The 20,986-nt window shown below is 69.9% G+C and carries 17 protein-coding genes, 2 tRNA genes and 2 pseudogenes; 4 read left to right on the top strand and 17 right to left on the bottom strand.

The features are described 5' to 3' along the window. Positions 1 to 30: 30 nt before the first annotated feature. Together WJM95_RS15740 and WJM95_RS15735 are read right to left on the bottom strand one after the other, a co-directional pair. Positions 31 to 4,212 (bottom strand): PAS domain-containing protein, encoded by a 4,182-nt coding sequence (locus tag WJM95_RS15740; RefSeq protein ID WP_339130361.1) that lies wholly within the window; start codon positions 4,210 to 4,212, stop codon positions 31 to 33. A gap of 245 nt (positions 4,213 to 4,457) precedes the next feature. Continuing rightward, positions 4,458 to 5,054, bottom strand: coding sequence for an SSI family serine proteinase inhibitor (locus tag WJM95_RS15735; protein WP_339130360.1), 597 nt, complete (start codon positions 5,052 to 5,054; stop codon positions 4,458 to 4,460). A gap of 158 nt (positions 5,055 to 5,212) precedes the next feature. Between WJM95_RS15735 and WJM95_RS15730 the strand changes: the two genes are divergently transcribed. Both WJM95_RS15730 and WJM95_RS15725 read left to right on the top strand, forming a co-directional pair. Continuing rightward, positions 5,213 to 5,303, top strand: a tRNA-Ser gene (locus WJM95_RS15730). A gap of 251 nt (positions 5,304 to 5,554) precedes the next feature. Beyond that, positions 5,555 to 5,627 (top strand) — tRNA-Arg (locus tag WJM95_RS15725). A gap of 391 nt (positions 5,628 to 6,018) precedes the next feature. Here WJM95_RS15725 and WJM95_RS15720 read toward each other — a convergent pair. The 9 genes and pseudogenes from WJM95_RS15720 to WJM95_RS15680 all read right to left on the bottom strand — a co-directional run bounded on the left by WJM95_RS15720 (position 6,019) and on the right by WJM95_RS15680 (position 12,771). Further along, the gene (locus WJM95_RS15720) at positions 6,019 to 6,705 is read right to left on the bottom strand and encodes a hypothetical protein (RefSeq protein ID WP_339130359.1); all 687 of its coding nucleotides are present in this window, start codon (positions 6,703 to 6,705) and stop codon (positions 6,019 to 6,021) included. Positions 6,706 to 6,943: 238 nt separating this feature from the next. Next, positions 6,944 to 8,233 carry a tyrosine-type recombinase/integrase gene (locus WJM95_RS15715; RefSeq protein WP_339130358.1) on the bottom strand — a complete coding sequence of 430 codons (1,290 nt, stop codon included), beginning with the start codon at positions 8,231 to 8,233 and terminating at the stop codon, positions 6,944 to 6,946. Further along, the gene (locus WJM95_RS15710) at positions 8,233 to 8,415 is read right to left on the bottom strand and encodes a helix-turn-helix domain-containing protein (protein ID WP_132835788.1); all 183 of its coding nucleotides are present in this window, start codon (positions 8,413 to 8,415) and stop codon (positions 8,233 to 8,235) included. The genes WJM95_RS15715 and WJM95_RS15710 overlap by 1 nt, the downstream gene beginning before the upstream one ends. Next, positions 8,412 to 9,875 (bottom strand): replication initiator, encoded by a 1,464-nt coding sequence (locus WJM95_RS15705; protein WP_339130357.1) that lies wholly within the window; start codon positions 9,873 to 9,875, stop codon positions 8,412 to 8,414. The genes WJM95_RS15710 and WJM95_RS15705 overlap by 4 nt, the downstream gene beginning before the upstream one ends. A 145-nt stretch (positions 9,876 to 10,020) precedes the next feature. Continuing rightward, on the bottom strand, positions 10,021 to 10,422 hold the full coding sequence (locus tag WJM95_RS15700) for a hypothetical protein (RefSeq protein ID WP_339136054.1): 402 nt from the start codon (positions 10,420 to 10,422) through the stop codon (positions 10,021 to 10,023). A 49-nt stretch (positions 10,423 to 10,471) separates the two neighbouring features. Beyond that, a pseudogene (locus WJM95_RS15695) lies at positions 10,472 to 10,651 on the bottom strand (SpdA protein); the annotation flags it as partial. A 145-nt stretch (positions 10,652 to 10,796) separates the two neighbouring features. Next, the gene (locus WJM95_RS15690; RefSeq protein WP_339130356.1) at positions 10,797 to 12,215 is read right to left on the bottom strand and encodes a cell division protein FtsK; all 1,419 of its coding nucleotides are present in this window, start codon (positions 12,213 to 12,215) and stop codon (positions 10,797 to 10,799) included. After that, positions 12,212 to 12,337, bottom strand: a complete 126-nt coding sequence (locus WJM95_RS15685) for a hypothetical protein (protein ID WP_339130355.1) — start codon at positions 12,335 to 12,337, stop codon at positions 12,212 to 12,214. The genes WJM95_RS15690 and WJM95_RS15685 overlap by 4 nt, the downstream gene beginning before the upstream one ends. An 83-nt stretch (positions 12,338 to 12,420) precedes the next feature. Then, positions 12,421 to 12,771 (bottom strand): hypothetical protein, encoded by a 351-nt coding sequence (locus tag WJM95_RS15680; protein ID WP_339130354.1) that lies wholly within the window; start codon positions 12,769 to 12,771, stop codon positions 12,421 to 12,423. A gap of 170 nt (positions 12,772 to 12,941) precedes the next feature. On the opposite strand from WJM95_RS15680, the gene WJM95_RS15675 reads away from it, so the two are divergent. Then, positions 12,942 to 13,427: a GntR family transcriptional regulator gene (locus WJM95_RS15675; protein ID WP_339130353.1), complete on the top strand. Its 486-nt coding sequence runs from the start codon at positions 12,942 to 12,944 to the stop codon at positions 13,425 to 13,427. 926 nt (positions 13,428 to 14,353) lie between these two features. On the opposite strand, the gene WJM95_RS15670 is transcribed toward WJM95_RS15675, so the two are convergent. The 3 genes from WJM95_RS15670 to WJM95_RS15660 all read right to left on the bottom strand — a co-directional run bounded on the left by WJM95_RS15670 (position 14,354) and on the right by WJM95_RS15660 (position 16,187). Then, entirely contained in the window at positions 14,354 to 15,190 is an 837-nt protein-coding gene (locus WJM95_RS15670) for a protein kinase (protein ID WP_339130352.1), read from the bottom strand. A gap of 71 nt (positions 15,191 to 15,261) precedes the next feature. After that, the gene (locus tag WJM95_RS15665; protein ID WP_339130351.1) at positions 15,262 to 15,705 is read right to left on the bottom strand and encodes a hypothetical protein; all 444 of its coding nucleotides are present in this window, start codon (positions 15,703 to 15,705) and stop codon (positions 15,262 to 15,264) included. A gap of 251 nt (positions 15,706 to 15,956) precedes the next feature. After that, positions 15,957 to 16,187, bottom strand: coding sequence for a hypothetical protein (locus WJM95_RS15660; RefSeq protein ID WP_339130350.1), 231 nt, complete (start codon positions 16,185 to 16,187; stop codon positions 15,957 to 15,959). Between the two features lie 125 nt (positions 16,188 to 16,312). Between WJM95_RS15660 and WJM95_RS15655 the strand changes: the two genes are divergently transcribed. Continuing rightward, positions 16,313 to 17,653, top strand: coding sequence for a tetratricopeptide repeat protein (locus WJM95_RS15655; protein ID WP_339130349.1), 1,341 nt, complete (start codon positions 16,313 to 16,315; stop codon positions 17,651 to 17,653). On the opposite strand, the pseudogene WJM95_RS15650 reads toward WJM95_RS15655, so the two are convergent. The 3 genes and pseudogenes from WJM95_RS15650 to WJM95_RS15640 form a co-directional block, all read right to left on the bottom strand. Further along, positions 17,631 to 17,969: pseudogene (locus WJM95_RS15650) on the bottom strand (NUDIX hydrolase); the annotation flags it as partial. The gene WJM95_RS15655 and the pseudogene WJM95_RS15650 overlap by 23 nt on opposite strands. A 25-nt stretch (positions 17,970 to 17,994) precedes the next feature. Then, positions 17,995 to 19,335 carry an IS256 family transposase gene (locus WJM95_RS15645; RefSeq protein WP_339130348.1) on the bottom strand — a complete coding sequence of 447 codons (1,341 nt, stop codon included), beginning with the start codon at positions 19,333 to 19,335 and terminating at the stop codon, positions 17,995 to 17,997. Between the two features lie 137 nt (positions 19,336 to 19,472). Next, entirely contained in the window at positions 19,473 to 20,978 is a 1,506-nt protein-coding gene (locus tag WJM95_RS15640) for a helix-turn-helix domain-containing protein (RefSeq protein ID WP_339130347.1), read from the bottom strand. Between the last annotated feature and the right edge of the window lie 8 nt (positions 20,979 to 20,986).

Raw genomic sequence — 20,986 nt, 5'->3', positions numbered from 1 at the left:
GTAGGGGCCCCAGTTGGTGCCGAAGCGCCCCTAGTTGGTGCCGACGCGGGCCAGCAGGTCGACGATCCGCTCCTGGACCTCGTCGGTCGTCGAGCGTTCGGCGAGGAACAGCACCGACTCCCCCGCGGCCAGCCGCGGCAGTTCGGCCGTGTCGACGGCAGCGGTGTAGACGACCAGCGGTGTGCGGTTCAACTGCCCGTTCGCCCGCAGCCAGTCGACGATCCCGGCCCGTCGGCGCCGCACCTGCATCAGGTCCATCACCACGAGGTTCGGCCGCATCTGCGAGGCCAGCGTGACCGCGTCCTCGTCCGTCGAGGCGCGCGCGACCTGCATCCCGCGCCGCTCCAGCGTGGCCGTCAGCGCGAGCGCGATCTCCGCGTGCTCCTCGATGAGCAGGACGCGCGGCGGGTGCTGCTCGGAGTCGCGCGGGGCGAGCGCCTTCAGCAGGACGGCCGGGTCGGCCCCGTACGCCTCCTCGCGCGTCGCCTGTCCGAGCCCGGCCGTCACCAGGACCGGAACCTCGGCCGCGACGGCGGCCTGGCGCAGGGACTGAAGCGCCGTGCGGGTGATCGGGCCGGTCAGCGGGTCCACGAACAGCGCGGCCGGGAACGCGGCGATCTGCGCGTCCACCTCCTCGCGCGAGTTCACGACGACCGGCCGGTAGCCGCGGTCGCTCAGCGCCTGCGCGGTGCCGGCGTCGGGCGCGGGCCACACGAGCAGCCGCCGCGGGTTGTCCAGGGGCTCCGGGGGCAGTTCGTCGTCCACGGGCCGCGGCTGCGGCTGGTCGGCGACCTCGACGGCACCGCCGGGACCGTCGAGCGGCTCGGGGCCCTCGGCGGCGTTCTCGTCGGGTGCTCCTATGGCGTACGACCGTCCGGCGCCCTCGGTGGTGCCGGGCCGCCGGGGTCCCGCACCCGGCTGGGCACCGCCAGGAAGGGCGCGCGCGGCCGTCTCCGGACGGTCGGCGGGCTCCGGCGGAGTGCCGAGCTTGCGGCGGCGTCCTCCGCCGTTCGTCGCGTGCGGGGGAGGCGTCGGGGCCTGGACACCGCCGCCCGGCTGGGCCGCCGCGACCTGACGGGCGAACGGAACGCCCTGGCCGAGCGTGCGCACGCTTATGGCACGGCCCTGCGTCGAGTTGGGGTCGGCCGGGGCGGACGCGGGCGCCGCCTCGGCGGGCAGCGGCTGGGCGACCCGCGCGGCCGGACGCTCCGGGGGGAGCGGGGCGGGAGCCGCGGGGAGCGCGGGCTGGGCGGCCGCGCCGGACGGCGCCGGGGCGCCCGTACCGGTGGTCGTGTTCGCGTCGGGCCAGGACGGGGCCGGGGCCGGGGCCGGGGCGGCACCGGGCCGCGCGGCGGCGGGCAGGCCGGTGGGAACGGGCTGACCGGCGGCGGCAGCGGCCGGGGCGACCTGCGCGGGGAGCCCCTGCGCGACCCCCTGCGCCGGAACGGTCTGCCCGAGCGCGGGCACCGGCTGTCCTGGCACGGCCTGAGCGGGTACGGCCTGAGCGGGTACGGACTGTCCGGGCACCGGCTGAGCGGGCACCGGCTGTCCGGGTGCGCCCTGGGCCGGGAGTGCCTGCCCGGGTGCGCCGGCCGCCGCGGGAGCCGGTTCCGCGATCTGGCGGGCGCGACGGCGGCCCGTCGGCGTGGAGACCGGGTGCGGCTGCGGCGGGGTGTGATCGTCCTCGGGATCGTGCCGCATCGCGTCATGGCGGCCGTCGGCCTGCTGGGCCAGCGCGACCTGGGCCTGAACCTGGGCCTGCGCCGCCTGGGCCACCTGCGCCTGGGCGGCCTGGACCTGTGCGGCCTGTGCCTGGACCGCCTGGGCCTGTGCGGCCTGCGCCTGCGCCGCGGCCTGGACGTACTCCGGCGAGCGGTCCGCCTCCGCCGGCGGCAGCGCGAACACCGCGCGGGCGCCCGTCTCCTGCGCGTCCTGCGCGGCGGCACGCTCGGCGGCCGCGGCGAGCGCACGGCGGCGCCGCCCGGTCGGCAGACCCGCCTCGTCGGTGTCGTCGTCCTCGTCGGCGCCCTGGTCCGGCGCCGGGGCGGCGGGCAGCGCGTTCTGCTCACCGTCGCGGCGCGCCCGTCGTCCGGAGGGCACCGGAACCCCTTGCGGAGGCACCGTCCCGCCCAGTCCCGAACCCACGGCCGCGGTTCCCGCGCCGTGCTCGCCCGCCATCACGACCGCGCCCTCGGAGACCGCGTCGGACGCGTCCCGGGCCTCGCCCGTGCCCTCGGCGGGGCTGGGCCGGCCACGGCGCCGTCCGGTGCCGCCCGAACCGTCCTCGGTGCCTTCGCCCTGCTGCTGCGCGGGGGCCGCCTCGACCGCCGCCTGCTCCTCCGCGGCACGCCGGCGACGGCGCCCGGTGGGAGCGGTCGCGCCCGCGGCCTCCAGGGCCTGCGGACCCGACTCCCCCGACTCCTCGCTCTCCAGGAAGGCGTCCGTGGAGGCCCGCCGGGCCCGGCGCCGGCCGCCGCTCTGCTGCGGGGGCTGCTCGGCCAGGGCGATCTCGGTGCCGATGGGCGCCACGCTGCCGGGCGGAACCGCGCCCGCCCCGCCGCCGATGGGCACCTCGAGGACGTAGGCGCTGCCGCTCATCCCCGGCACCTCGTGCGTCTGGAGCACCCCGCCGTGCGCGCGCACGATCCCGCGCACGATCGGCTCGTGCACCGGGTCTCCCCCGGCGTACGGCCCGCGCACCTCGATGCGGACGACCTCGCCGCGCTGGGCCGCCGCCACGACGACCGTGTTGTCCATGTAACCGCCCGCCGACACCGGCGCGTTGCCGGTCGCGTCGACACCGGCGACGTCCGCGACGAGGTGGGCGAGGGCGCGCGCCAGACGCTGCGGGTCGACCTCGGCCTCGATCGGCGGCGCGTGCACGGCGAACTGCACGCGGCCGGGCCCGATCAGGTCGATGGCACCCTCGACACCGGCCGCGACCACGGCGTCGAGCATCACGTTCGTACGGAAGATCGTGTCGACGCCCGCGTCCAGCCGCTGGTAGCCGAGGACGTTGTCGACGAGCGTCGTGATGCGCGAGTAGCCGGCCGCGAGGTGGTGGAGCACCTGGTTGGCCTCCGGCCACAGCTGCCCCGCGTCGTCGGCGGCGAGCTTGGCGAGTTCGCCGCGCAGCTGGTCGAGGGGGCCGCGCAGGGAGTGCCCGAGGACCGCGAGCAGCTGCTCGTGCCGGGCGGACAGGGCCTCGAAGCGGTCCTTCTCCCGCTCGCCGAGCGCCGCGTACCTCTCCTCGCCCGCGGCGAGTTCCTCCTCGTGCGCCTCGGTCAGCCCGGTGAGTTCGGCGCTGTGGTCCTCGCGCAGCTTCTCCAGCTCGGCGGTGTGCTCCTCGCCGAGCCGCTCCAGCTCCTCGGTGTGCCGGGTGGCGGCGGCTTCCTTCTCCTCGACCAGGGTGTCGTACGGCCGCCGGTCGGTGAAGGTCATGACGGCGCCGACGAGCTGGTCCCCGTCGCGCACCGGAGAGGTCGTCAGGTCGACGGGCACCTGGTCCCCGGACTTCGACCACAGCACCTGCCCGCGCACCCGGTGCTTGCGTCCGGAGCGCAGGGTGTCGGCCAGCGCCGACTCCGAGTAGGGGAACGGCTCGCCGTCCGCGCGCGAGTGCAGGACCAGGGTGTGCAGCTCCCTGCCGCCGAGGTCGCTGGCCCGGTATCCGAGGATCTGGGCCGCGGCGGGGTTGACGAGGACGACCCGTCCGTCGGTGTCCGTCCCGACGACACCCTCGGCCGCCGCGCGCAGGATCATCTCGGTCTGGCGCTGCGATCGCGCGAGCTCGGCCTCGGTGTCGACGGTGCCCGACAGGTCGCGTACGACGAGCATGAGCAGTTCGTCGGGGAGGGGGCCGTAGTTGTCGTAGGCCTGCTGGCCGCTCTCCAGGTTCGCGCTGGTGACCTCGACCGGGAACTCCGAGCCGTCGGTCCGCCGCGCGGTCATCCGGGTCGGCTTGGTGCGCCCGCGCTCGTCGGTGCTGTCGGGGCGCCGCATGGAGCCGGGGATCAGCCTGGAGTCGAACTCCGGAAGGAGGTCGAGCAGCCCTCGGCCCACCAGGGCCGTGCCCGGGGTCTCGAAGGCCTCTAGGGCGATCGTGTTGGCGTTGACGACGGTGCCGTTGGCGTTGACCAGGACCAGCGCATCGGGCAGCGCGTCCAGTATGGCTGCGAGGCGAGCAGCGCCTCGGGATGGCCTGCTGCTCACGAGACGCTTCCTCCCTGTTACCGCACCTTGCCGACCGCGGGGGCCATCTTGCCAACCGGCCCGCGGCGTGTCACGCGAGGGAGTCTACGGGCAGAGGTTGCGCTCGCGATGCCGGATGAGAGGGAGGTCGCACACATATGAGAGGCAGAACCGGCGGAGAAGCCGTGACCACGCACTTCACCGTACGGAACCGTGAGAGCACCGTGAGATCACCGTGACTTCGCCGTGTCCTCTCCCGATCCGCGCTATGGGCGGGTACCGGGAAGCACGGGCATCAGGGCGTTCCAGCGCGAGATCTCGCACCCGTTCGAGCGGTCGTAGCGCGCGTCGACGGGGCGGCCCGCCCAGGTTCCGGTGACATGCGCGGTGGCCGGGCCCCCGTATTCCATGGTGCACAGGGCGTCCGGCGGCACCGGGGCGAAGGTGTCCTTGCCCCAGGTGGTCATGCGGTCCAGGCGGTCGCAGGCCTCCGCCGCGTGCGGATGCGTGCCGCCCGCGGGGTGGCAGTCCAGTTCGAACGTCCCGTCCGCGCCGCCGCCCGCTCCGGCGACGGTCACGGTCAGCCGGTCGGAGGAGTCCTCCGGACGGGCCGGCGGGGGCATGAGGGCGGCCGGCGGCGTGAGGCCGTCCGCGACGGCGGCCCACGAGGACGGCACGCCGGGGAACGCGGTGAGTTCGGCGAACCCGGGGAGGGCGGAGGGGGCGGAGGGGGCCACCAGGGGGACGGCGGCCACGCCGGGAGTGTCGCTGACGGGGGTGCCGGTGGCGGCGGTGGCGCCGGGCGCCCAGGAGAGCGCGGCGGTGGCGGACACGGCGGCGGTGAGGAGCAGTCGGCGCAGCATGACCTGCCTAACGCCGGGCGGCCCTCCCGGTTGCGTGCTCCGCGGGGGCTTTGCAGTGCGGCGTATTCGCCTAGTACCGTAGGGGTCGATTGGTGACACCGCGCTCGTCTGTGTCATCATCTGCACGCACCACTCGCGCTCGCGTGAGGGGTTGTGCGGGAGGCGTCGCCTAGTCCGGTCTATGGCGCCGCACTGCTAATGCGGTTTGGGACTTCAATCCCATCGAGGGTTCAAATCCCTCCGCCTCCGCACGAAGATCCGAAACCCCGGTCCACTGGACCGGGGTTTCGGCGTTCCCGGGGTCCGCGCGACCCGCCGCCGGCATCGCGACCTCCTCGCCCTCCACCGCGCCCACGAACCCCCTGAAGCACGTTTTCGCAGCTCACAAGGGGTGGGGGGAATGGATTTCACATGGCGGCGGCAGTCATGTAATGTTCTTCCTGTCGCCGCGAGCGGGGCAAAAGCCCGGGGAGCGAAGACAGCAGCAAAAAAAAGAACAAGCACTCGTAGCTTAACGGATAGAGCATCTGACTACGGATCAGAAGGTTGCAGGTTCGAATCCTGCCGAGTGCACAGCACGCCAGAGGCCCTGCGGAGCAATCCGCGGGGCCTCTGGCTTATCCGTTGACGGCGGTCGTTGACGGCAACCACGCTTCGGCGGTGATCGCGCTGCGTTCTTACACGTAGAGATCCATCGGCTCAGCGGCGTACGTGCCATCGGGTAGCCGAGCGTCGGTTAGTTGGAACCTTTGCCGGTGACCCCCTACATTCACGTTGATCACCGAGCCAGGTCGGCGCGTCGTGACGATTTGCATCGGGTTCCCGTCGGTGCCCACCGTGCCTAGCAGGGTGTATCGGCGGAGACTCGTCTTCCGCCGGTGCCGGATGAGCCAGGTACCGTAGATGCCCACCGGAGCGGCTGCCACTTCTGCGAGGAACGCCGGCAGCGCTTGCCCAAAGATGCTCATGCTGACCTCCCCCAGAGCTCTGCGGCAAGACGTCGGACTTTGCGGTGCACCTGGTCCCCGGTGCGGTGAGGGTCAGGAGTCCCGGCGATCGATGCCGCGCCGCTCCAAGTCGTCGTCCCGGGCGTGCACCGTGCGGTGAGTACCTTGCGCTCTTCGCTCGTGAGGCGCTTCAGGAGGGTGCTCACGCGAGGGTCCATCACGTGAAGATCGGGCTCTGAGGTCTGTTCATCGCAGGAGACTCCGTTGACACCAGGGGGACGGAGGCCGTCGTACGTGAGTACTGGATTCCCGCTGGCTTGATGACTCCGCAGAGGGCGTTCTTGTTCCTCGTCCTTCAGAATCCTGTGTAGGAGTCCGGGTGAGGTGCGAACACCCGCGCGGTCCAACTCGTCCCTGTAGAGCCAGAAAACCTTCGCAACTTGGATGCCTGCTCCGGGGCTCAGCTTGAGGTACGTACGGGCGAAGCTCTCGACGGTTTCGATGTCGTCCGTGTCTGCTGCCTTACGGGCCAGACTCAGAGCGTCGTGAAACCGGAGGCCGTAGACAGAGTTCAGAGCTGCTTCGCGCTCGGCTGTACAGATGATCCGTGACCCGTTGACTCTCTTCACGGCGAGTTGGAGGCTCCCCCCAGTCCGTTCCTGGAGTCTCTTGGCGTCGTTCTTACGGGAGTGGCGCTTGACCACGGGGACGTCCTGATTCCGGCGTGGCGGTCCCGTGACTCCGCATGCCTAAAGGGCCGCTGAAGTCACAGGATGCGGAGCACCTTCGGGCCGTCGTCGCTGTCACCGGTCACGGGGCCGGGCAACTAGGCCGTGGCCGCTGCACGGCCAGGAAATCAGAGTAGCGGGGGAGACGATGGATTCGTCAAGAGGGGAAGGTCCCTTGAAGACCGCCCCCCTCACCACGCATTGCCGGAGTGGCTCAGACAGCCACTGGGATACCGTCGGCGTCGGCGTCGCCGTCGTCGTCCGGCTCGCCATCGTCTCCCCTCAGCGCTTCCCCGACACGATCGAACGCCGAGCGCTGCGAGTCGAGCCGGACGAAGGTGTAGATGTCCATGGTCACGCGAATCGAGCTGTGGCCGAGGACCTCCATGATCATGCGGGCGTCGGCGCCCTGTTCGTGGAGGAGCGAGGCGCAGGTGTGCCGTAGGTCGTGGAAGCGGACCTTGCGGACGCCAGCCCGGACGGACAGCGCTTCGAAGGAGCGATTCAGGTTGCGCGGCTCGATGGGGGTTCCGTTCCGCGTGGTGAAGACGAGCCCTTGCCCCGTCCCCTTCCAGTTGTTGCCCGCCCCCTTTCGGTCGGCGATCTGCTGGGCACGCTGGGCCCGGAGCGCGGTCACGCACTCGGCAGGCAGAGCGACGCGACGGGCCGAGCGCTGCGTCTTTGGCGCGACGATCAGCAGCTCACCGCCGACCCGCTGCAGGGCCTGTCGGACGGTGAGGACACCTTCGTGGAGATCCACGTCCGACCAACGCAGCCCGAGAATCTCGCCGCGCCGCAGGCCGATACGGACCGCCAGCTCGTATGCCGCCCAGAGCCGGTTTTCCCGAGCCGCCGCCAGGAGCTGACGCCCCTCCCTGGCGGTGAGCGGTTCGATCTCTCGCTTCGTTCCCATGCTCAGCTCCACGTTCCGGGCGACGTTGCGGGGCAACTCGTCTTCACGTACGCGGTGTTGGAGAGCGGCACGCATGATCACCAGGAGGAAGCGCACGGTCCGGTCGGACGGGAGCTTCTTGCAGCACTTGCCGAGGGCGCAGCAGCGCCGCTTGTGCTCCGGTCGCCTCTTGTCCTTGCCCTGCGCGCAGCACTGGCAGGTGACGGCCGTTTTCGCGAGGAAGGCCCGGATGTCGCGGGCGGTGAGCCGGACCAGCTTCTTCCTGCCGAACTCCAGGGTGACGTAGTTGCGGACGAGGGACTCGTAGTTGACGTACGTCGTCCTGCGGACCTTGCCCTTGGCGACGTTGGCCAGCCAGTACGTCAGGTATTCCGCGAGGGTCATCTTGCTGGTGGCGACCGGCAGGCCGCTGAGAGAATTGGCCTTGAGCTTCGTGAGCTTCTCGTGGGCGTCGTCCCAGGTCTTGCCGTAGACGCTGCGGCGCTTGTACGTGCCGTCTGTCGTGAGGACGTACGCGCTTCCCTCCCAACGGCCGTCCTTGCGGAGGTAGATGGTGCCCTCGTTGTTGGCGTTCTTCTTCGGCTGGGCCATCAGGCGGCTTCCTGTTCGGTGCGGAGGGATATGTACGCGTCCACGGCTGCTTCGCTGATGCGTCGGCAGCGGCCGATCTTGAAGGAGGCGAGTTCGCGCGAGCGGATCAGGTCGTGGACCTTCCAGCGACTGATGCCGAGACGTTCGGCGACCTGGTCCACGGTGAGCACGGCCGTTGTCATGCAGGCAGCAGTCCTTCTTGCTTGAGCTGTTGGGCGTGGGCGATGTCGTGGCGGACCTGGGCGGCGAGGAGCTCTTCGCCGGGGCGGTAGCCGCCGCTGAGGTAGGTCCATGAGGAGTCGGTGACGAGGGTGGTGTTCTCGTCGTCTGCAGGAAGGCCGGCGCGGATGCGGGCGGCTTCGGCTTGGGCGGTGCGCCAGGCACAGCGCACGTCGCGGAGCGCGCCGAGGGTGGTCGAGTAGGCGCGTGACTTGCTGGAGAAGTGGCCGCGGAAGCCGAGCATGTGGGCCCACTTCCAGAGCTTGAGATGAGCGAACTCCGGGAGGTGGCCGAGGGCCCACGCGGTGCGGATCATCTGCCGGGCGTGCTGCTGAATGGGTAGGGAAGCGAGGGGCTCGGCCTGGCCGGTGCCGTCGCAGTCGGTGCACAGGTCGCGGAAGCCGTCAGGGCCGCGTACGTAGCCGCGTCCGGTGCAGGGTCGGCATAAGAGGGTGCGGTCCACAGTGCCCGCGCCCTCGGCATTCTTGGTGGCGTACTTGGCGACGTATCCGGCGACCTTCGCGTCCGTGAGTTCGCCGTTTCCCAGGGCGGAGATCTCGTCGACCTTGAACCGGTCACCCCACTTGATGACGCGCTCGCCGACGGCGTCCGACTCGACGATGAGCCGGGCACGTTCGACCGCCAGGCCCACGGCGACGTGAAGTGCGTCGAAGGTGGCCCAAGGCGGGGGCGAGCTGGTGTGGCCCTCGGGCCCGTCGAAGCGGATCACGGCGTGGAAGTGGACCAGGCCGCGTTGTTGGTACTCGGCGACTTTGGCGAAGGAGACGCGAAGGGCCGCGGTGAGTGCCTTCTGCGTCATGCCGAGGTGCTCGGCGACGGCGCGACGCAGATAGGTGGTGAATCGCGCCCACAGGGCCCCGGCGTGGGCGTTCCACAGCACGGCCCCGGCGTAGTCGTAGCTCGCCGGGCGGAGAGGGGTGCCGAGTTGGGGAGCGTCGGCGGAGTGGCTTTCGCCGCACGCGCAGGGACGCGGCTTGCCCGCATCGGTGGTGGGGCGGTTGTGGACGGGGCCGAAGGAGGGGGCGGTGAGAGTGACGAAGGCGCGGGGGTGGTTCCGAACGGTCTCGGCGACGTTCTTGCCGCCGGACAGTCCGGCCTTGATCAGGTGGTACGTGTCGGCGGCGTAGAGGCGGGAGCAGGCGGGGCAGCGGGAGGCACGGCGGTTGCCGCACGTGGTGAGCAGACGTCCGGAGGGTTCGTTCTCGGAGCGGTAGGAGCGGACTACTTGCCGGGTGGTCTGGTCGGTGGTGACCGTCCAGCCGTGCAGGTTGACGGGGTTCGTGCAGCCGCGCAGGTTGCGGACCTGTTCGGTGACGCGGTCGAAGTCGTGGGTGTTGGCCAGTTCGACCAGGTCCCGCAGGCCGGGGCTGATGACGTGGCGCAGGTCGAGGGGGCGGTGCATGGGTGGCGGGGTGTCCCTTCTGGCGTGAGGGTGAGACCTGCGGGCAGCAGCGACTCAGTGCGCTCGGGCTGCTGCCCGCAGGCATGACAGGTCGGGCCTTGGAGAGGCCGGGGAGAGACACGGGGAGCCGGCGGAGGGCTCGGCCCTACAGGGCGGCGTGGAGCGCGGTGGCCATGGGCAGGCCGATGCCGAGTCGCGTCTTGAGCTGAGCGGCTGTGATGGGCTTGCTGTGCTCGGCGTGGTGGGACGCGGCGATGGAACGGGCCTCGGCGAGGAGCGGCTCAGGCACCTTGACCGCGGGTGAGGCAGGAGCCGGGGCGGTGCGCAGCGCGAGCGGGACCAGGGTCGACATCGGGGTGATGGGCTCGGCCGGGACGGTGGGCGGTGTCGTAGCGGGGACCGGGTCGGAGGGCGTCTCCTCGGGCTGAGCCTCGGTCCGGTCCGACAGGGAAACCGGGGCGGCCGGTCGTACGACGGTGTGGAAGGCGCGGAGGAGTTGCGGGCCGACCGAGCCCCAGCCGAGGAAGGAGCAGAGGGGCCACGGCATCCACAGCGGCGCGGCCGTAGTGGCTGGCGGCGATCGGTTCGGCGACGTTGAGGGCCAGGGTCAGCAGTCCGGAGAAGTGCATCAGACGGGTGGCGGCCGTCATCTGTTCGGCGGGAAGGCCACGCAGGGAGAGGTACCGCAGGGCGACCAGGAGGCCGACCACGGAGAGGTCCACCATCGGTGCGATGAGCGGCGCGATCGGGCCGGGGACGCCCAGACGCAGGGCCAGAGACCAGACGTTGCCGAACGAGAAGACGAACGCCAGCGTGGTAATGATGATCATGACGGCGGTGATGGTGCGCTGAGTGATTCGGTCCTCTGTCATGGGTGTTCACCTCCTCTCTTTTGGCGTTGTGAGCGTCAGGGGCAGTCGGTCAGGCCGCTTCAGCGTCGTCGGCCTTGATCAGGTCGGTGTCCCCCAGTCGAGGGCCGAGGACGGCTTCGAGGAGGGTGTAGGGGTCGGTGGAGAGGCGCGCGGTCTGCTCAGCGACACGGGCTGCGTCAGCGTCCGGAACGTAGGGCGTACGGATGCGGGTGAAGCCGGGCTGCGACTGGTGGTTCATGGACGCGACGCCGACATAGGTGGGGTCCTGGAGGTTGATCGGATTGGCGTCCGGCCATTCCCGGATCTCCTCGCCGAGCGCGGCGACGGCGGCTTCGGCGGTCTTCTGGGCGAAGCTCAGGCCCACGGGGCACACGTCTCGGATGAAGGTGGGGATCGCGTCACCCGTGGACTTCTGGGTGGTGAGGATGACGAGCAGGCCCACGGAACGGCCCTTCTTCACCAGGTCTTCCACGAGCCGGGCGTTCTCGGCAGCAAGCGCGGCGAGTTTCTTCGTCTTCGGATCGCTGCCCTTGTGGTCGCGGAAGTACGTGTGGGCTTCGTCGATGATCAGCACGACCAGCGGCCGGCTCTCGGACGGGCCGATGTCCCACATGGACTTCACTCCGAGCACCGAGCGCACCGAGGCCGAACGGGCGCGCCGCAGTTCCACCAGTCGCAGGAAGAGCGCGTTCGCCTCTTCCAGGTCATCACCTACGAAGGCGAACATGCGCTGGACCCAGTCGGCGTAGTCGCCCTCGTGCGCAGCCGACACCTTGCCGTCCGCACAGGCGAACTGCACCGCCGCAGACGGAGCCCAGTCCGAGAGAAGCCGGTTGACCAGACTCGTTTTACCGAAGCCGGGTAGACCGGCCACGGTCACGCCGGGTACCTGCGCGAGGTCCACAGACACCGGCTGCGCGTATTCGTCCACGCCCAGGTCCCACCGGGCCGTCTCGTCCGGCTCCTCACCCGTGGGGTGGTGCTCGGTGGGGAACTTCAGCGGATCCAGCCGGACACCGCGAATGAGAACCCGCCCGGGCTTGTCCTGAGTGACCGCGACCCGCGTGCACCTCCAGGCATCCGCCAGATGCGGGGCCGCTTTCTGGAACTGGTGGAGACCCACCCCAGGCAGGCAGCGCGCCCGTGCGATCACTCCGTACGCGTCATGCGTGACCTTCAAGGCGGGGATGAGAACACGGGGCTTGATGGGCCTGCCATTCGTGGTCTTTAGCGACGCCAGCGCGGTCGGGGTCTTGTCCACGGCCGACAGCTTGAGCATCGGCGCGAGCCGCTTCCAGCCCCACCGCACCCGTACCGCCTGCCGGATTGACTGGCGGGTCATGGCGTCCGCGCGCAGGTAACGGACCACCCACCACACCGTCCAGCCGACGAGCACGGCCAGCGTCAGGTCAACCACCAAGGAGCTGTGGCTTAAGGCCCCTTCCGCAGGGCTGTTCGGATCCTTCATATGCCGTTCTCCAATGAGTTGTAGAGGGAGGCCGCCAGGGCCGATTCGAGAGCCGCCCGATCCGCCGGAGTGTCGAGACGGGGGTAGCCGTAGCCGATGAGCACGACCGTCACCGAGTTCACGAGCGACTCGGTGAACCGGGCATCCGGCCTGGCGTGAGACAGCGGGTAGCTGCGCTCAGCGCCGGACCGGACAGGCGCGCCGCTCACGCCGCTTCAGCGGCCGGGGCCACGAGGTCCAGCCGGTCCGCGCGGTAGGCGATGCCGTCCGAGAGCGATCCGTTGAAGATCCGCGCCCACGGGGTGGCGAACAGCTCGACCGGCGCGACCGGAAGGCCGGGCTTGAGGCCGTTGGGAAGACCGGTCTCCGGAACGGTGATCTTTAGGGCTTCGGCGCGACCCTCCTCCATGAAGAAGAGGGTGATCGTGTAGAGCTTCGCGCCGGTCTCACGGTCGGTCGCGAACTGCGTCTTCTCAAGGTCCGCGTACTTCGGCACCGGCAGGGTGCCGACCATGAACGACGAGGTGGGGAGCAGGCCAACGCGGATGCGTGCCATGGGAGTTACTTCCTTTCGGTCGTGCTCTGTCGAGGCGGTGTCGCCCGATCTCCATTGAACATAGCTGACCTAGCAGTGTCAAGTGAATCGGGTGAGCTAGGTACGTTCTGACACAGGTCACCTATGTCAGTGGGGTGTGCTAGGCCAGCTAGGGTAGATATCCTTGGGCCATGAGCCCCGCGCCAGAGAGCAAGCAGGATCGTCGGCCGCCGTATCAGCACGCTGCCGACGAGCTCCGGCGCGACATCTTGCAGGGTCGGATCAAGCCGGGCGAACAGATGCCGGCCATTCGCGAGCTACAGGAACGCTTCGGCGTGGCCAACATGACTGCCAGGTCCGCGCTCAACGTGCTGCGCGACGAGGGCCTGATCTACACGATCCATGGCCGGGGCAGTTTCGTCGCAGACACCGACGCCGCTGGCCAGTTCTCAGCGGACTACACGGCACCAGCTTGGTACTTGGCCAACAGGGACAAGAGGCCAGGCCAGGCTGAGTATGAGGAGGGGCGCCCCGACGACACCGATGCCGCCGGGACCACCCTCGTTGAAATGCTCACTGAGCTACGGGACGAAATCCGTGTCCTCAGTGCTGAGCATCAGGAGCTGCGGCGCGAGGTCGAGGAGCTGAAGTCTCAGCAGTCGAAGTCGCAGTCCTGAGCCGAGCCACTTCCTCACGCAACTCTTTGGTCTCCCTGCCGAGGCGGCCGACCATGGCCTTCATCTCCTCGATCAGCGCAGCCACCTGATTCGCATCCCCGACGTGAATGCTGGTCAACCCCATTTCGTTGTCCGGTATGTGCTCGGTCATGTCTCCCCGCCGGCCGCCGTGCCCTCGTTGCGTATCGCGCTCGATCGGACCGCAGAGGTACAGCGACGGCATGGGGGCGTCTCCGCTGTTCGACGAGCGCCCTGCCTGCGGAGCTGTTCAGAGTTTCTTTACTGGATCAAGGCGGCCCGCCTGCGGCGGTCCGCGCGCGCTGGCGGCCACGGGCCGCCGCCGCTCCCTGTCTCCGCCACCGCTCCGGCGGCCCCCGGCCACTCAGCGCGCAATACCTACAAAGCGAACAGCCAGACCCGGAAGCAATCCGACCAGCCCGGGTGTCAGGACCAGGCCGAGACACTGAGAGCGAGCGCACTGCCCCGGTGACCGTCGTTCTGCCTGCCGAGACCCAAGGGCGAGCCCCGCGGCGCGTGCCCGTCGACAACGCCCCGGCCAGAAGCGGTGCGGTCCGTGACGTATCCAGGAAGCGTGGCTGAGATCCGTGCGGGGTTGCTGGAGGCACACGTGACGGGTGCTCGTGCGGCGTTCCCGCCGCTGTGGCTGACTTTCGGTGGCTGATGTCCGAACCACGACTCCTTCGGGCACAGCGCAAGGGTTGTCCTCTCCAACTCGACAGCAGGAGACCGAAGTTGTGGCCGCACCCGCATTCGGGCACGCCGACCACCCCGGTACCATCGGCACCGGGGTCCTGATCAGGGCCTCCACGACCGGACCACCCGGAATGCTGTCCAGGCTGAGGGTGGTCCGGTCTCTTGCTGTCTGCCGCCGACGCATGGGAGAGCTCCGCGGCGGCACCTTGGGGTCAGCTCAGGGCTTTGCCCACCTCGTAGATCGTCGGCCGGTCCTCCGGCGCATGGCTGAGCATCGCGTCGATCAGTTCGCCCAGCTCACCAGGCGCCTTCACGGGGCGGCGTCGGCCGCTGGCCACTGCTTCTCTCTGCACCGGGCGGGGAGCGTCGTCCGGGTACTCGACGGCTCGCCACCCGGTTGCGGAGATGAGCAGGGAGGCGCCGAGGGCGTAGACGTCGGCCGCCGTTGTCGGCTCGGCCTTGCCAATGGCGAGCACGCTGCGGGAGATCTCCGGTGCCTCGTAGTGGACGAGACAACCGCGGTAAGGGAAGTCGTACCCCTCGGGCACCTGGCCGCCCTGCGCGAGGGCGAGATCGATCAAGTGAGTTCGTTCCGGCCCGATGATGAAGTGGGCCGGTTGAACGTCACCGTGCGCCCAGCCCTTCGCGTGGAGTTCGGCCAGGGCTTCGACACATCCCAGCGCGACGCCGGAGTGCGGCTCGATGGAAGATCCCGGCCGACGGCAGGGCTCCCACAGCATGTGCAGGTCCGGGCCCTCGTACCAGGGCTGAAAGTTCCACGTACCGCACTCCCAGTCGCCGTAGGCGATTCGATCGTGACCGAGGCGGAGCAACACCGTTCCCTCGCGCGCCGGCGCAAGAGCCGTCCAGGGCTGCGCGGGCCAATCGGCCGTTGCTTCGATCGGATGACCGAGCTTGACCGCGTAGTGGCCGCGAGGGCTGTTCACCTCCCAGACGGTGGAGCCCCGACGGTTGAGGACCAGGCGCCATGCCGTGGGCATCAATGCGTCGAGCACCACGATCGGCAGGTCAGGAGTCGAGCCGGACAAGGTATCTGTCTCCTTCCGGGCGAACGCGGCCGACGCCCAGACGGGGCCGGCCGCGCCGCTTCTGTCGGGTGCTACGCCTGCCCGTACGGTCGGCCGCAGTCCGAGTCGCACTGGGCGAGGTTCTCGCCGTTCACGGTCCACAGGTCATCGAAGACCACGAACCCGGCCGCCTTCATGGCACGCGCGGAGGCGGCGACCTGCTCCGGGTCGCGGGCTCCGCCGCCCGGCTTCGGGTTGTGGTGCAAGAAGCGGCCCGCGTGCTCCTCACACAGCTGGGCGTACTCCTTCGTGTGCAGGATGAGCGCGTGGAGGCCGAAGTCCACGTCGTCCGACGGGACCATGAGAACCGTGGCGGTGGCCGCCGTGACCACGAATGCAACCGCCTGATCCGCGATCCGCTCGGCCCGCTCGGGCGCCTGCCCGTTGTGAGTGACCACGAAGTGGGCGAGGCTCTCGAACAGTTCCTCACCCGCTACCGCGCGACCGGTCTTCTGGCCGTTCGTCGTTGCCGTCATGTGCAGTCTCCTCGTGTGAGGTGGTGCGTGGCAGATACCTCCCACCCGGATCGCTGAGCGAGGCTCGTACGACCAGGGCGGGGTGGGGCTGGAGGCCAGCCCCGGGCGGGGACGGGGGAGCCGGAGAATCGGCACCCGCCCGGGGCGGCCGGTCTACTGGCCGGTGCCGAGGGCCATTCCGATCACCAGGCCGCACGAACCGCTGATGCAGATGATGAACAGGACCCCGGCATACCGGCCGACGGCGCGCATCACAGGCCGACCCGACGATTGCCGTTCCTGGCGGCCAGTCGTGCGCTCAGTTCCTCCCGTGGAGTGAGCGCCGCCACGTCGTCCGGCTTGGCATCCCACTCCCTGCCGCCCTGGATGGGCCGCATCTGCACACGACCGCCGATCTCACCCATGACGACGCCGATACGTTTCCCGGCAGTGTCCTTCGCCAGTTCGCCGATGCTCGGCCTGGTCTGCTGATTGCTCGCCATGTCGAAGAGCATCGCGATCCGGGCATGGTCGCCAAAAGGTCAGGCTGATTACCCAACTTGGGTAACATCGCGGGAAGTAGAGAATCGGCGACATTGCGTAGCCCTGGCAGGTGGGAGCCAGTCCGATGCCCGACGCATCCCAGCCGCAGGAATTACCTGTCAGGCTGCTCACCGATCCCGAGATGATCAATGCGTGTCGGGCACGGGACTTCACCAGGATCTTCCAGCTGGTCAAGGTGAGAGCGGGCATCTACCCCTCGATGATCGCCAGGCGGTGTGAGCTGACGCCCAGCCGCGTCGGCGAAGTCATGGCAGGGCGTCGCCAGTTGCAGCACATGGACTTGATCGAGCGCATCTCGGACGGTCTGCGCATCCCAGGAGACATGCTCGGCCTTGCGCGTCGACCCTGGGAAACCCCTCACGCTCTCGCCGTCACCGAGCGCGAGGCGCCGCAGGCACCGGAGCCGCAGCAGCAGACGCCCACGTCTCTTCCGGGGCCGGACGTGGACAGCATTTTGGCGCTGGCCACGCGCACCAACCTCAGCACAGCCACGCTCGAAGCATTCCGGTCCTCCATCGAGGACTACTGGCGGCGGGACGACCAGCACGGTGGCGAAGCTCTGCGGCCGGCCATCGTGGGTCAGCTCCGCTACGTGGTCGGACTCCTCAAGGAGAGCCGACCACCGTCCATACAAAACGGCCTGTACGGAATTGCCGCCGAACTGGCGCGCCTTACTGGCTGGACCTACTTCGACGCCCGCCAGTACAACCAGGCTCGCGCGTATTTCACCGAAGCCCTGCAACTGGCCAAGGAAATCGACGACCGCCAGTTCATGGCCAACGTCCTGGCCTGTATGAGCTTGCAAGCGACCTATCAGGACAAGCCCGCGGACTCCCTTGCACTCGTGACTGCCGCCCAGGACCAGGCCCGCTCATCTCTCGGCACCACCCCGCGCGTCCTGTCGATGCTGTCCATGCGTGAAGCCTTCGCCCACGCCTCGCTCGGCAACCAGACGTCCACGCACCAGGCGATCGGCGAAGCGCACCGTCAGTTCGAGCAGATCCGGGCGAGCGACCCCGACCCGTCATGGGTGAGCTACTTCGACGAGCTGAAGCTCATAGTCGACACGGGCATTGCCCACGGTCGACTCGGCGAGGCCGCAACGGCTGAGCCCTTGATCACGGATGCGCTGCGGCGTGAGAACGGCACCAACCACCGCGGCCGAGCGTTTCACGCGTTCTGGCTGGCCCGTACGCAACTGGATCAGGGCAAGGTCGACCAGGCGTGCACCACCGCCACACAAGCCCTGGAGTCCGCGTCCGCAGTGGCCTCCGAGCGAGTGTCAGGCCATCTCAGAGAGTTCTACGACCAGTTGGCCCCACACAGGCGGGAGCCCGTAGCCCTGGCCTTCGAGGCACGGCTACGGGCAGTCCTACCGCCGGTCAGCGGATCGCTTCATCCATGAGCAGGTAGAGCAGACCCACGAGTGACCCGCTACTGACGATCTCGCGGCGGTCGATCATTCCCCGCACCTCACTGAGCGGGATCCACTCGATGCGGTCGGACTCGTTCTTCTCCGTAGGCGGTCCGACGTGCGTCGCTCCGTCCGCACGGAAGACATGGTGCTGCGAGTCGGTGATGCCGTTGGCCGGCTCGGCGTAGATCAGCGGCTTGATGGGCCCAGGGCGCCAGCCCGTCTCTTCCAAGACCTCACGGGCAGCTGCCTCCTCGGGCGACTCGCCCTCCTCGATCAGGCCCATGGGCAACTCCCAGGCCCATGATGAAGCGGTGCACTGGTACTCCCATCTATGTCGATGCGGTCGGACTCGTTCTTCTCCGTAGGCGGTCCGACGTGCGTCGCTCCGTCCGCACGGAAGACATGGTGCTGGTGATGTCGAAGGCGTTCAAGGCGGTCTTCCAGCGCATGGTCCAGCGGGCCTGTCCCTTGCCGGTGGGGTCGAGCGACATGATCGCCATGTAGACGCATTTCAGGGCGGCGGTCTCGTTCGGGAAGTGCCCGCGGGCCTTGACCGCCCGCCGGATCCTGGCGTTCACGGACTCGATCGCGTTCGTGGTGCAGACGATGCGGCGGATCTCGGTGTCGAACCGCAGGAACGGGGTGAACTCCTCCCAGGCGTTCTCCCAGAGCCTGACGATCGCCGGATACTTCTTCCCCCAGGCGTCGGCAAACTCAGCGAACCGCTCGAGGGCCGCGTCCTCGGTCGGAGCGGTGTAGATGGGCTTGAGGAGCTTGGCGATCTTGTCCCAGTCCTGGCGGGCGGCATAGCGGAAGGAGTTCCGCAGGAGGTGGACCACGCAGGTCTGGACGGTGGTGCGGGGCCAGACGGTCTCGACGGCGTCGGGCAGGCCCTTGAGGCCGTCGCAGACGAGCATGAGGACGTCGTTCACGCCGCGGTTCTTGATCTCGGTGAGGATGTGCATCCAGTGCTTGGCGCCCTCGCCGCCGTCGCCGGCCCACAGCCCGAGGATGTCCCGGCGGCCTTCGGTGGTGACGGCCAGGGCCACATATATGGGCCGGTTGGCGACGGCGCCGTCGCGGATCTTCACGTGGATGGCATCGATGAAGACCACCGGATAGACCGGGTCCAAGGGGCGGTTCTGCCATTCCGCCATGCCCTCGAGGACCTTGTCAGTGATCGTGGAGATCGTCTGGCGGGATACCTCGGCGCCATAGACCTCCGCGAGGTGGGCCTGGACCTCGCCGGTGGTCAGGCCCTTCGCAGACAGGGAGATGACCATCTCGTCGACGCCGGTCAGGCGTTTCTGCCGCTTCTTGACGATCTTCGGCTCGAAGGACCCGTCCCGGTCGCGGGGCACGGATATCTCCACCGGGCCGACGTCGGTCAGAACAGTCTTCGCGCGGGTGCCGTTGCGACTGTTGCCGCCGTTCTTCCCGGCCGGGTCGTGCTTGTCATAGCCAAGATGGTCGGTGATCTCGCCTTCCAGTGCGGACTCCAACAGCCGCTTCGTCAGCTGCTGGAGCAGTCCGCCCTCGCCCGTCAGCTGCAAGCCCTCCGCCTGGGCGCGGGAGACCAGCTCGTCGATCAGCCGGTCGTCCACCGCCTTCGACTGCTGAGGCTCAGACGGCTCGGCGGTCTCCGCCTCGGTCACGTTCTCACTGGTCATCGATGCATCCTCCATGATCGGGAGTTACACCGAACGATTTACAGTCCCCCGCCGGTCGAACCGGCGGGGCCTTTGGCGTGGGTGCGTGACATCAACGCCTTCGGAATCGACTGCGTTTCGGGGTGGGTGGGCTGGGCTCAGGGGCGGTCCGGTTCCAGGGTCCAGTGGCTGGGGGAACCGGTGTAGCGGTAGCGCGGGAGTCCGGTGGTGGCCGTGGTGCGGAACGGGCGGCCGTGGTCGTCGATCCGGATGGTGCCGGTGCGGCCCTGTGAGGACCAGTCGAGATCGAGGTACCACGCGCACGCGCAGTGCGCGGTCCGCGCGTCGACCAGCAGGACCTCCGGGTCCTGGACGGAGACCCGGTACGGCAAGGGCCGCGCCGGCAGGATCGTGTCGCCCCTGCTGCCGGGCACGGCTCGGGGGACGGGGGTGCGCTTGTCGAGACTCACCGCGAAGGATCCGGGCGTGATGCCCCCGCCGCAGCCGAGCGACGTGTCGTAGTCGTAGGCGCCGCCTGCCGGGGGCGTGGCGTGGCGTACGACCCGTACGTGCAGGGCCTCCAGGACGACGGCCGTCGACGCGAGCCCCTGCACCGACACGCGCACCATGGTCTCTCCGCCGTGCACCGCGTCCTGGGCGTCGGCCCACACCTCGGCGTCCTCGGCGGACGGCGGCGGCGGTACCTGCCGCGGGGGCCTGCCGATGATGTAGTCGTGGCCGCAGTCCCCTTCCCACACATGGGAGTTCACGGTCCAGGTGAAGGGGGCGGCCGGGGCGGTCGGCCGAGCGGGGGAGGCTGAGGGCCGGGCCCCGCCGCCCGCCGTGGCCCCGGCCGCGAACCCGGGGAGTCCCGGGAGCGACGAGAACGCCGAGAGCCCCGCGGCGGTCAGCAGGAACACGGTCCCCAGCACCCCGGACACGATGGCCGGCCGCCGCCGGTACCAGGCACGGGCCCCCGGCGGCGACGGGAGAGACCCGGGAGCGGGCGCATGCGAGGGGGCGGGTGTCGCGAGGGGTGTGGGTGGTTTCGCGGGAGCCGGTGCTGTGGGGGGTGCGGGTGGCTTCCGGCTCCCGGGTGCGTTCCCCGGCTCCGGGGACCCACCGTGCGCCGGGGTGCCGCGCCCGGCCAGGCCGCACTCCGCAGAAGCGGGCTCAGCCGCGCCGCGCTCGGCCGCTCCGGGTTCCGCGGTGCCGTGCCCGGCCAGGCCGCACTCCGCAAGGGCGGGCTCGGCCGCGCCGTGCTTCACCGCGCCGGGCTCGGCCACTCCGGGTTCCGCCGTGCAGGGTTCCGGCTTGCCGGGCTCGGCGCGTTCCGGCTCGGCGGGCTCCGCCGCTCCGCGTTCCGCGCCCGGCCCGGAGGCGGCTGCCGCGCCCCGCCCCGCCGGGCGGCCCCGGCGGCGTTCCGCGGCTGCCAGGATCCACAGGCGGTGCAGCTCCACCCGCTCCCGGGGCGAGGCCCCGCACAACGTGGCGAACCGCTCCACCACGGCGAAGTCCAGCGGCACCGTCTCGCCCGCGCAATAGCGGTGCAGCGTGGAGGCGTTCATCCCCGCACGCCGGGCCAGGCTCGCGTAGCTGCGATCCGTACGGGCCTTGAGACGCGTCAGCAGCTCCGCGAACCGCGTCACGTCGTCGTCGGCCATGGCCCGTG

Origin of the sequence: Streptomyces sp. f51 (assembly GCF_037940415.1) — a bacterium.
GTDB lineage: Bacteria > Actinomycetota > Actinomycetes > Streptomycetales > Streptomycetaceae > Streptomyces.
This window is presented reverse-complemented; position numbering and strand designations above follow the sequence as displayed.

Bases quoted from the DNA above. Each gene is read 5' to 3' on its own strand.
- WJM95_RS15655 (WP_339130349.1), top strand. From the start codon at position 16,313: ATGCCCGACGCATCCCAGCCGCAGGAATTACCTGTCAGGCTGCTCACC.
- WJM95_RS15705 (WP_339130357.1), bottom strand. From the start codon at position 9,875: ATGCACCGCCCCCTCGACCTGCGCCACGTCATCAGCCCCGGCCTGCGG.
- WJM95_RS15640 (WP_339130347.1), bottom strand. From the start codon at position 20,978: ATGGCCGACGACGACGTGACGCGGTTCGCGGAGCTGCTGACGCGTCTC.
- WJM95_RS15715 (WP_339130358.1), bottom strand. From the start codon at position 8,233: ATGGCCCAGCCGAAGAAGAACGCCAACAACGAGGGCACCATCTACCTC.
- WJM95_RS15665 (WP_339130351.1), bottom strand. From the start codon at position 15,705: ATGACGGCAACGACGAACGGCCAGAAGACCGGTCGCGCGGTAGCGGGT.
- WJM95_RS15660 (WP_339130350.1), bottom strand. From the start codon at position 16,187: ATGGCGAGCAATCAGCAGACCAGGCCGAGCATCGGCGAACTGGCGAAG.
- WJM95_RS15700 (WP_339136054.1), bottom strand. From the start codon at position 10,422: ATGCCGTGGCCCCTCTGCTCCTTCCTCGGCTGGGGCTCGGTCGGCCCG.
- WJM95_RS15645 (WP_339130348.1), bottom strand. From the start codon at position 19,335: ATGACCAGTGAGAACGTGACCGAGGCGGAGACCGCCGAGCCGTCTGAG.
- WJM95_RS15735 (WP_339130360.1), bottom strand. From the start codon at position 5,054: ATGCTGCGCCGACTGCTCCTCACCGCCGCCGTGTCCGCCACCGCCGCG.
- WJM95_RS15690 (WP_339130356.1), bottom strand. From the start codon at position 12,215: ATGAAGGATCCGAACAGCCCTGCGGAAGGGGCCTTAAGCCACAGCTCC.
- WJM95_RS15675 (WP_339130353.1), top strand. From the start codon at position 12,942: ATGAGCCCCGCGCCAGAGAGCAAGCAGGATCGTCGGCCGCCGTATCAG.
- WJM95_RS15710 (WP_132835788.1), bottom strand. From the start codon at position 8,415: ATGACAACGGCCGTGCTCACCGTGGACCAGGTCGCCGAACGTCTCGGC.
- WJM95_RS15680 (WP_339130354.1), bottom strand. From the start codon at position 12,771: ATGGCACGCATCCGCGTTGGCCTGCTCCCCACCTCGTCGTTCATGGTC.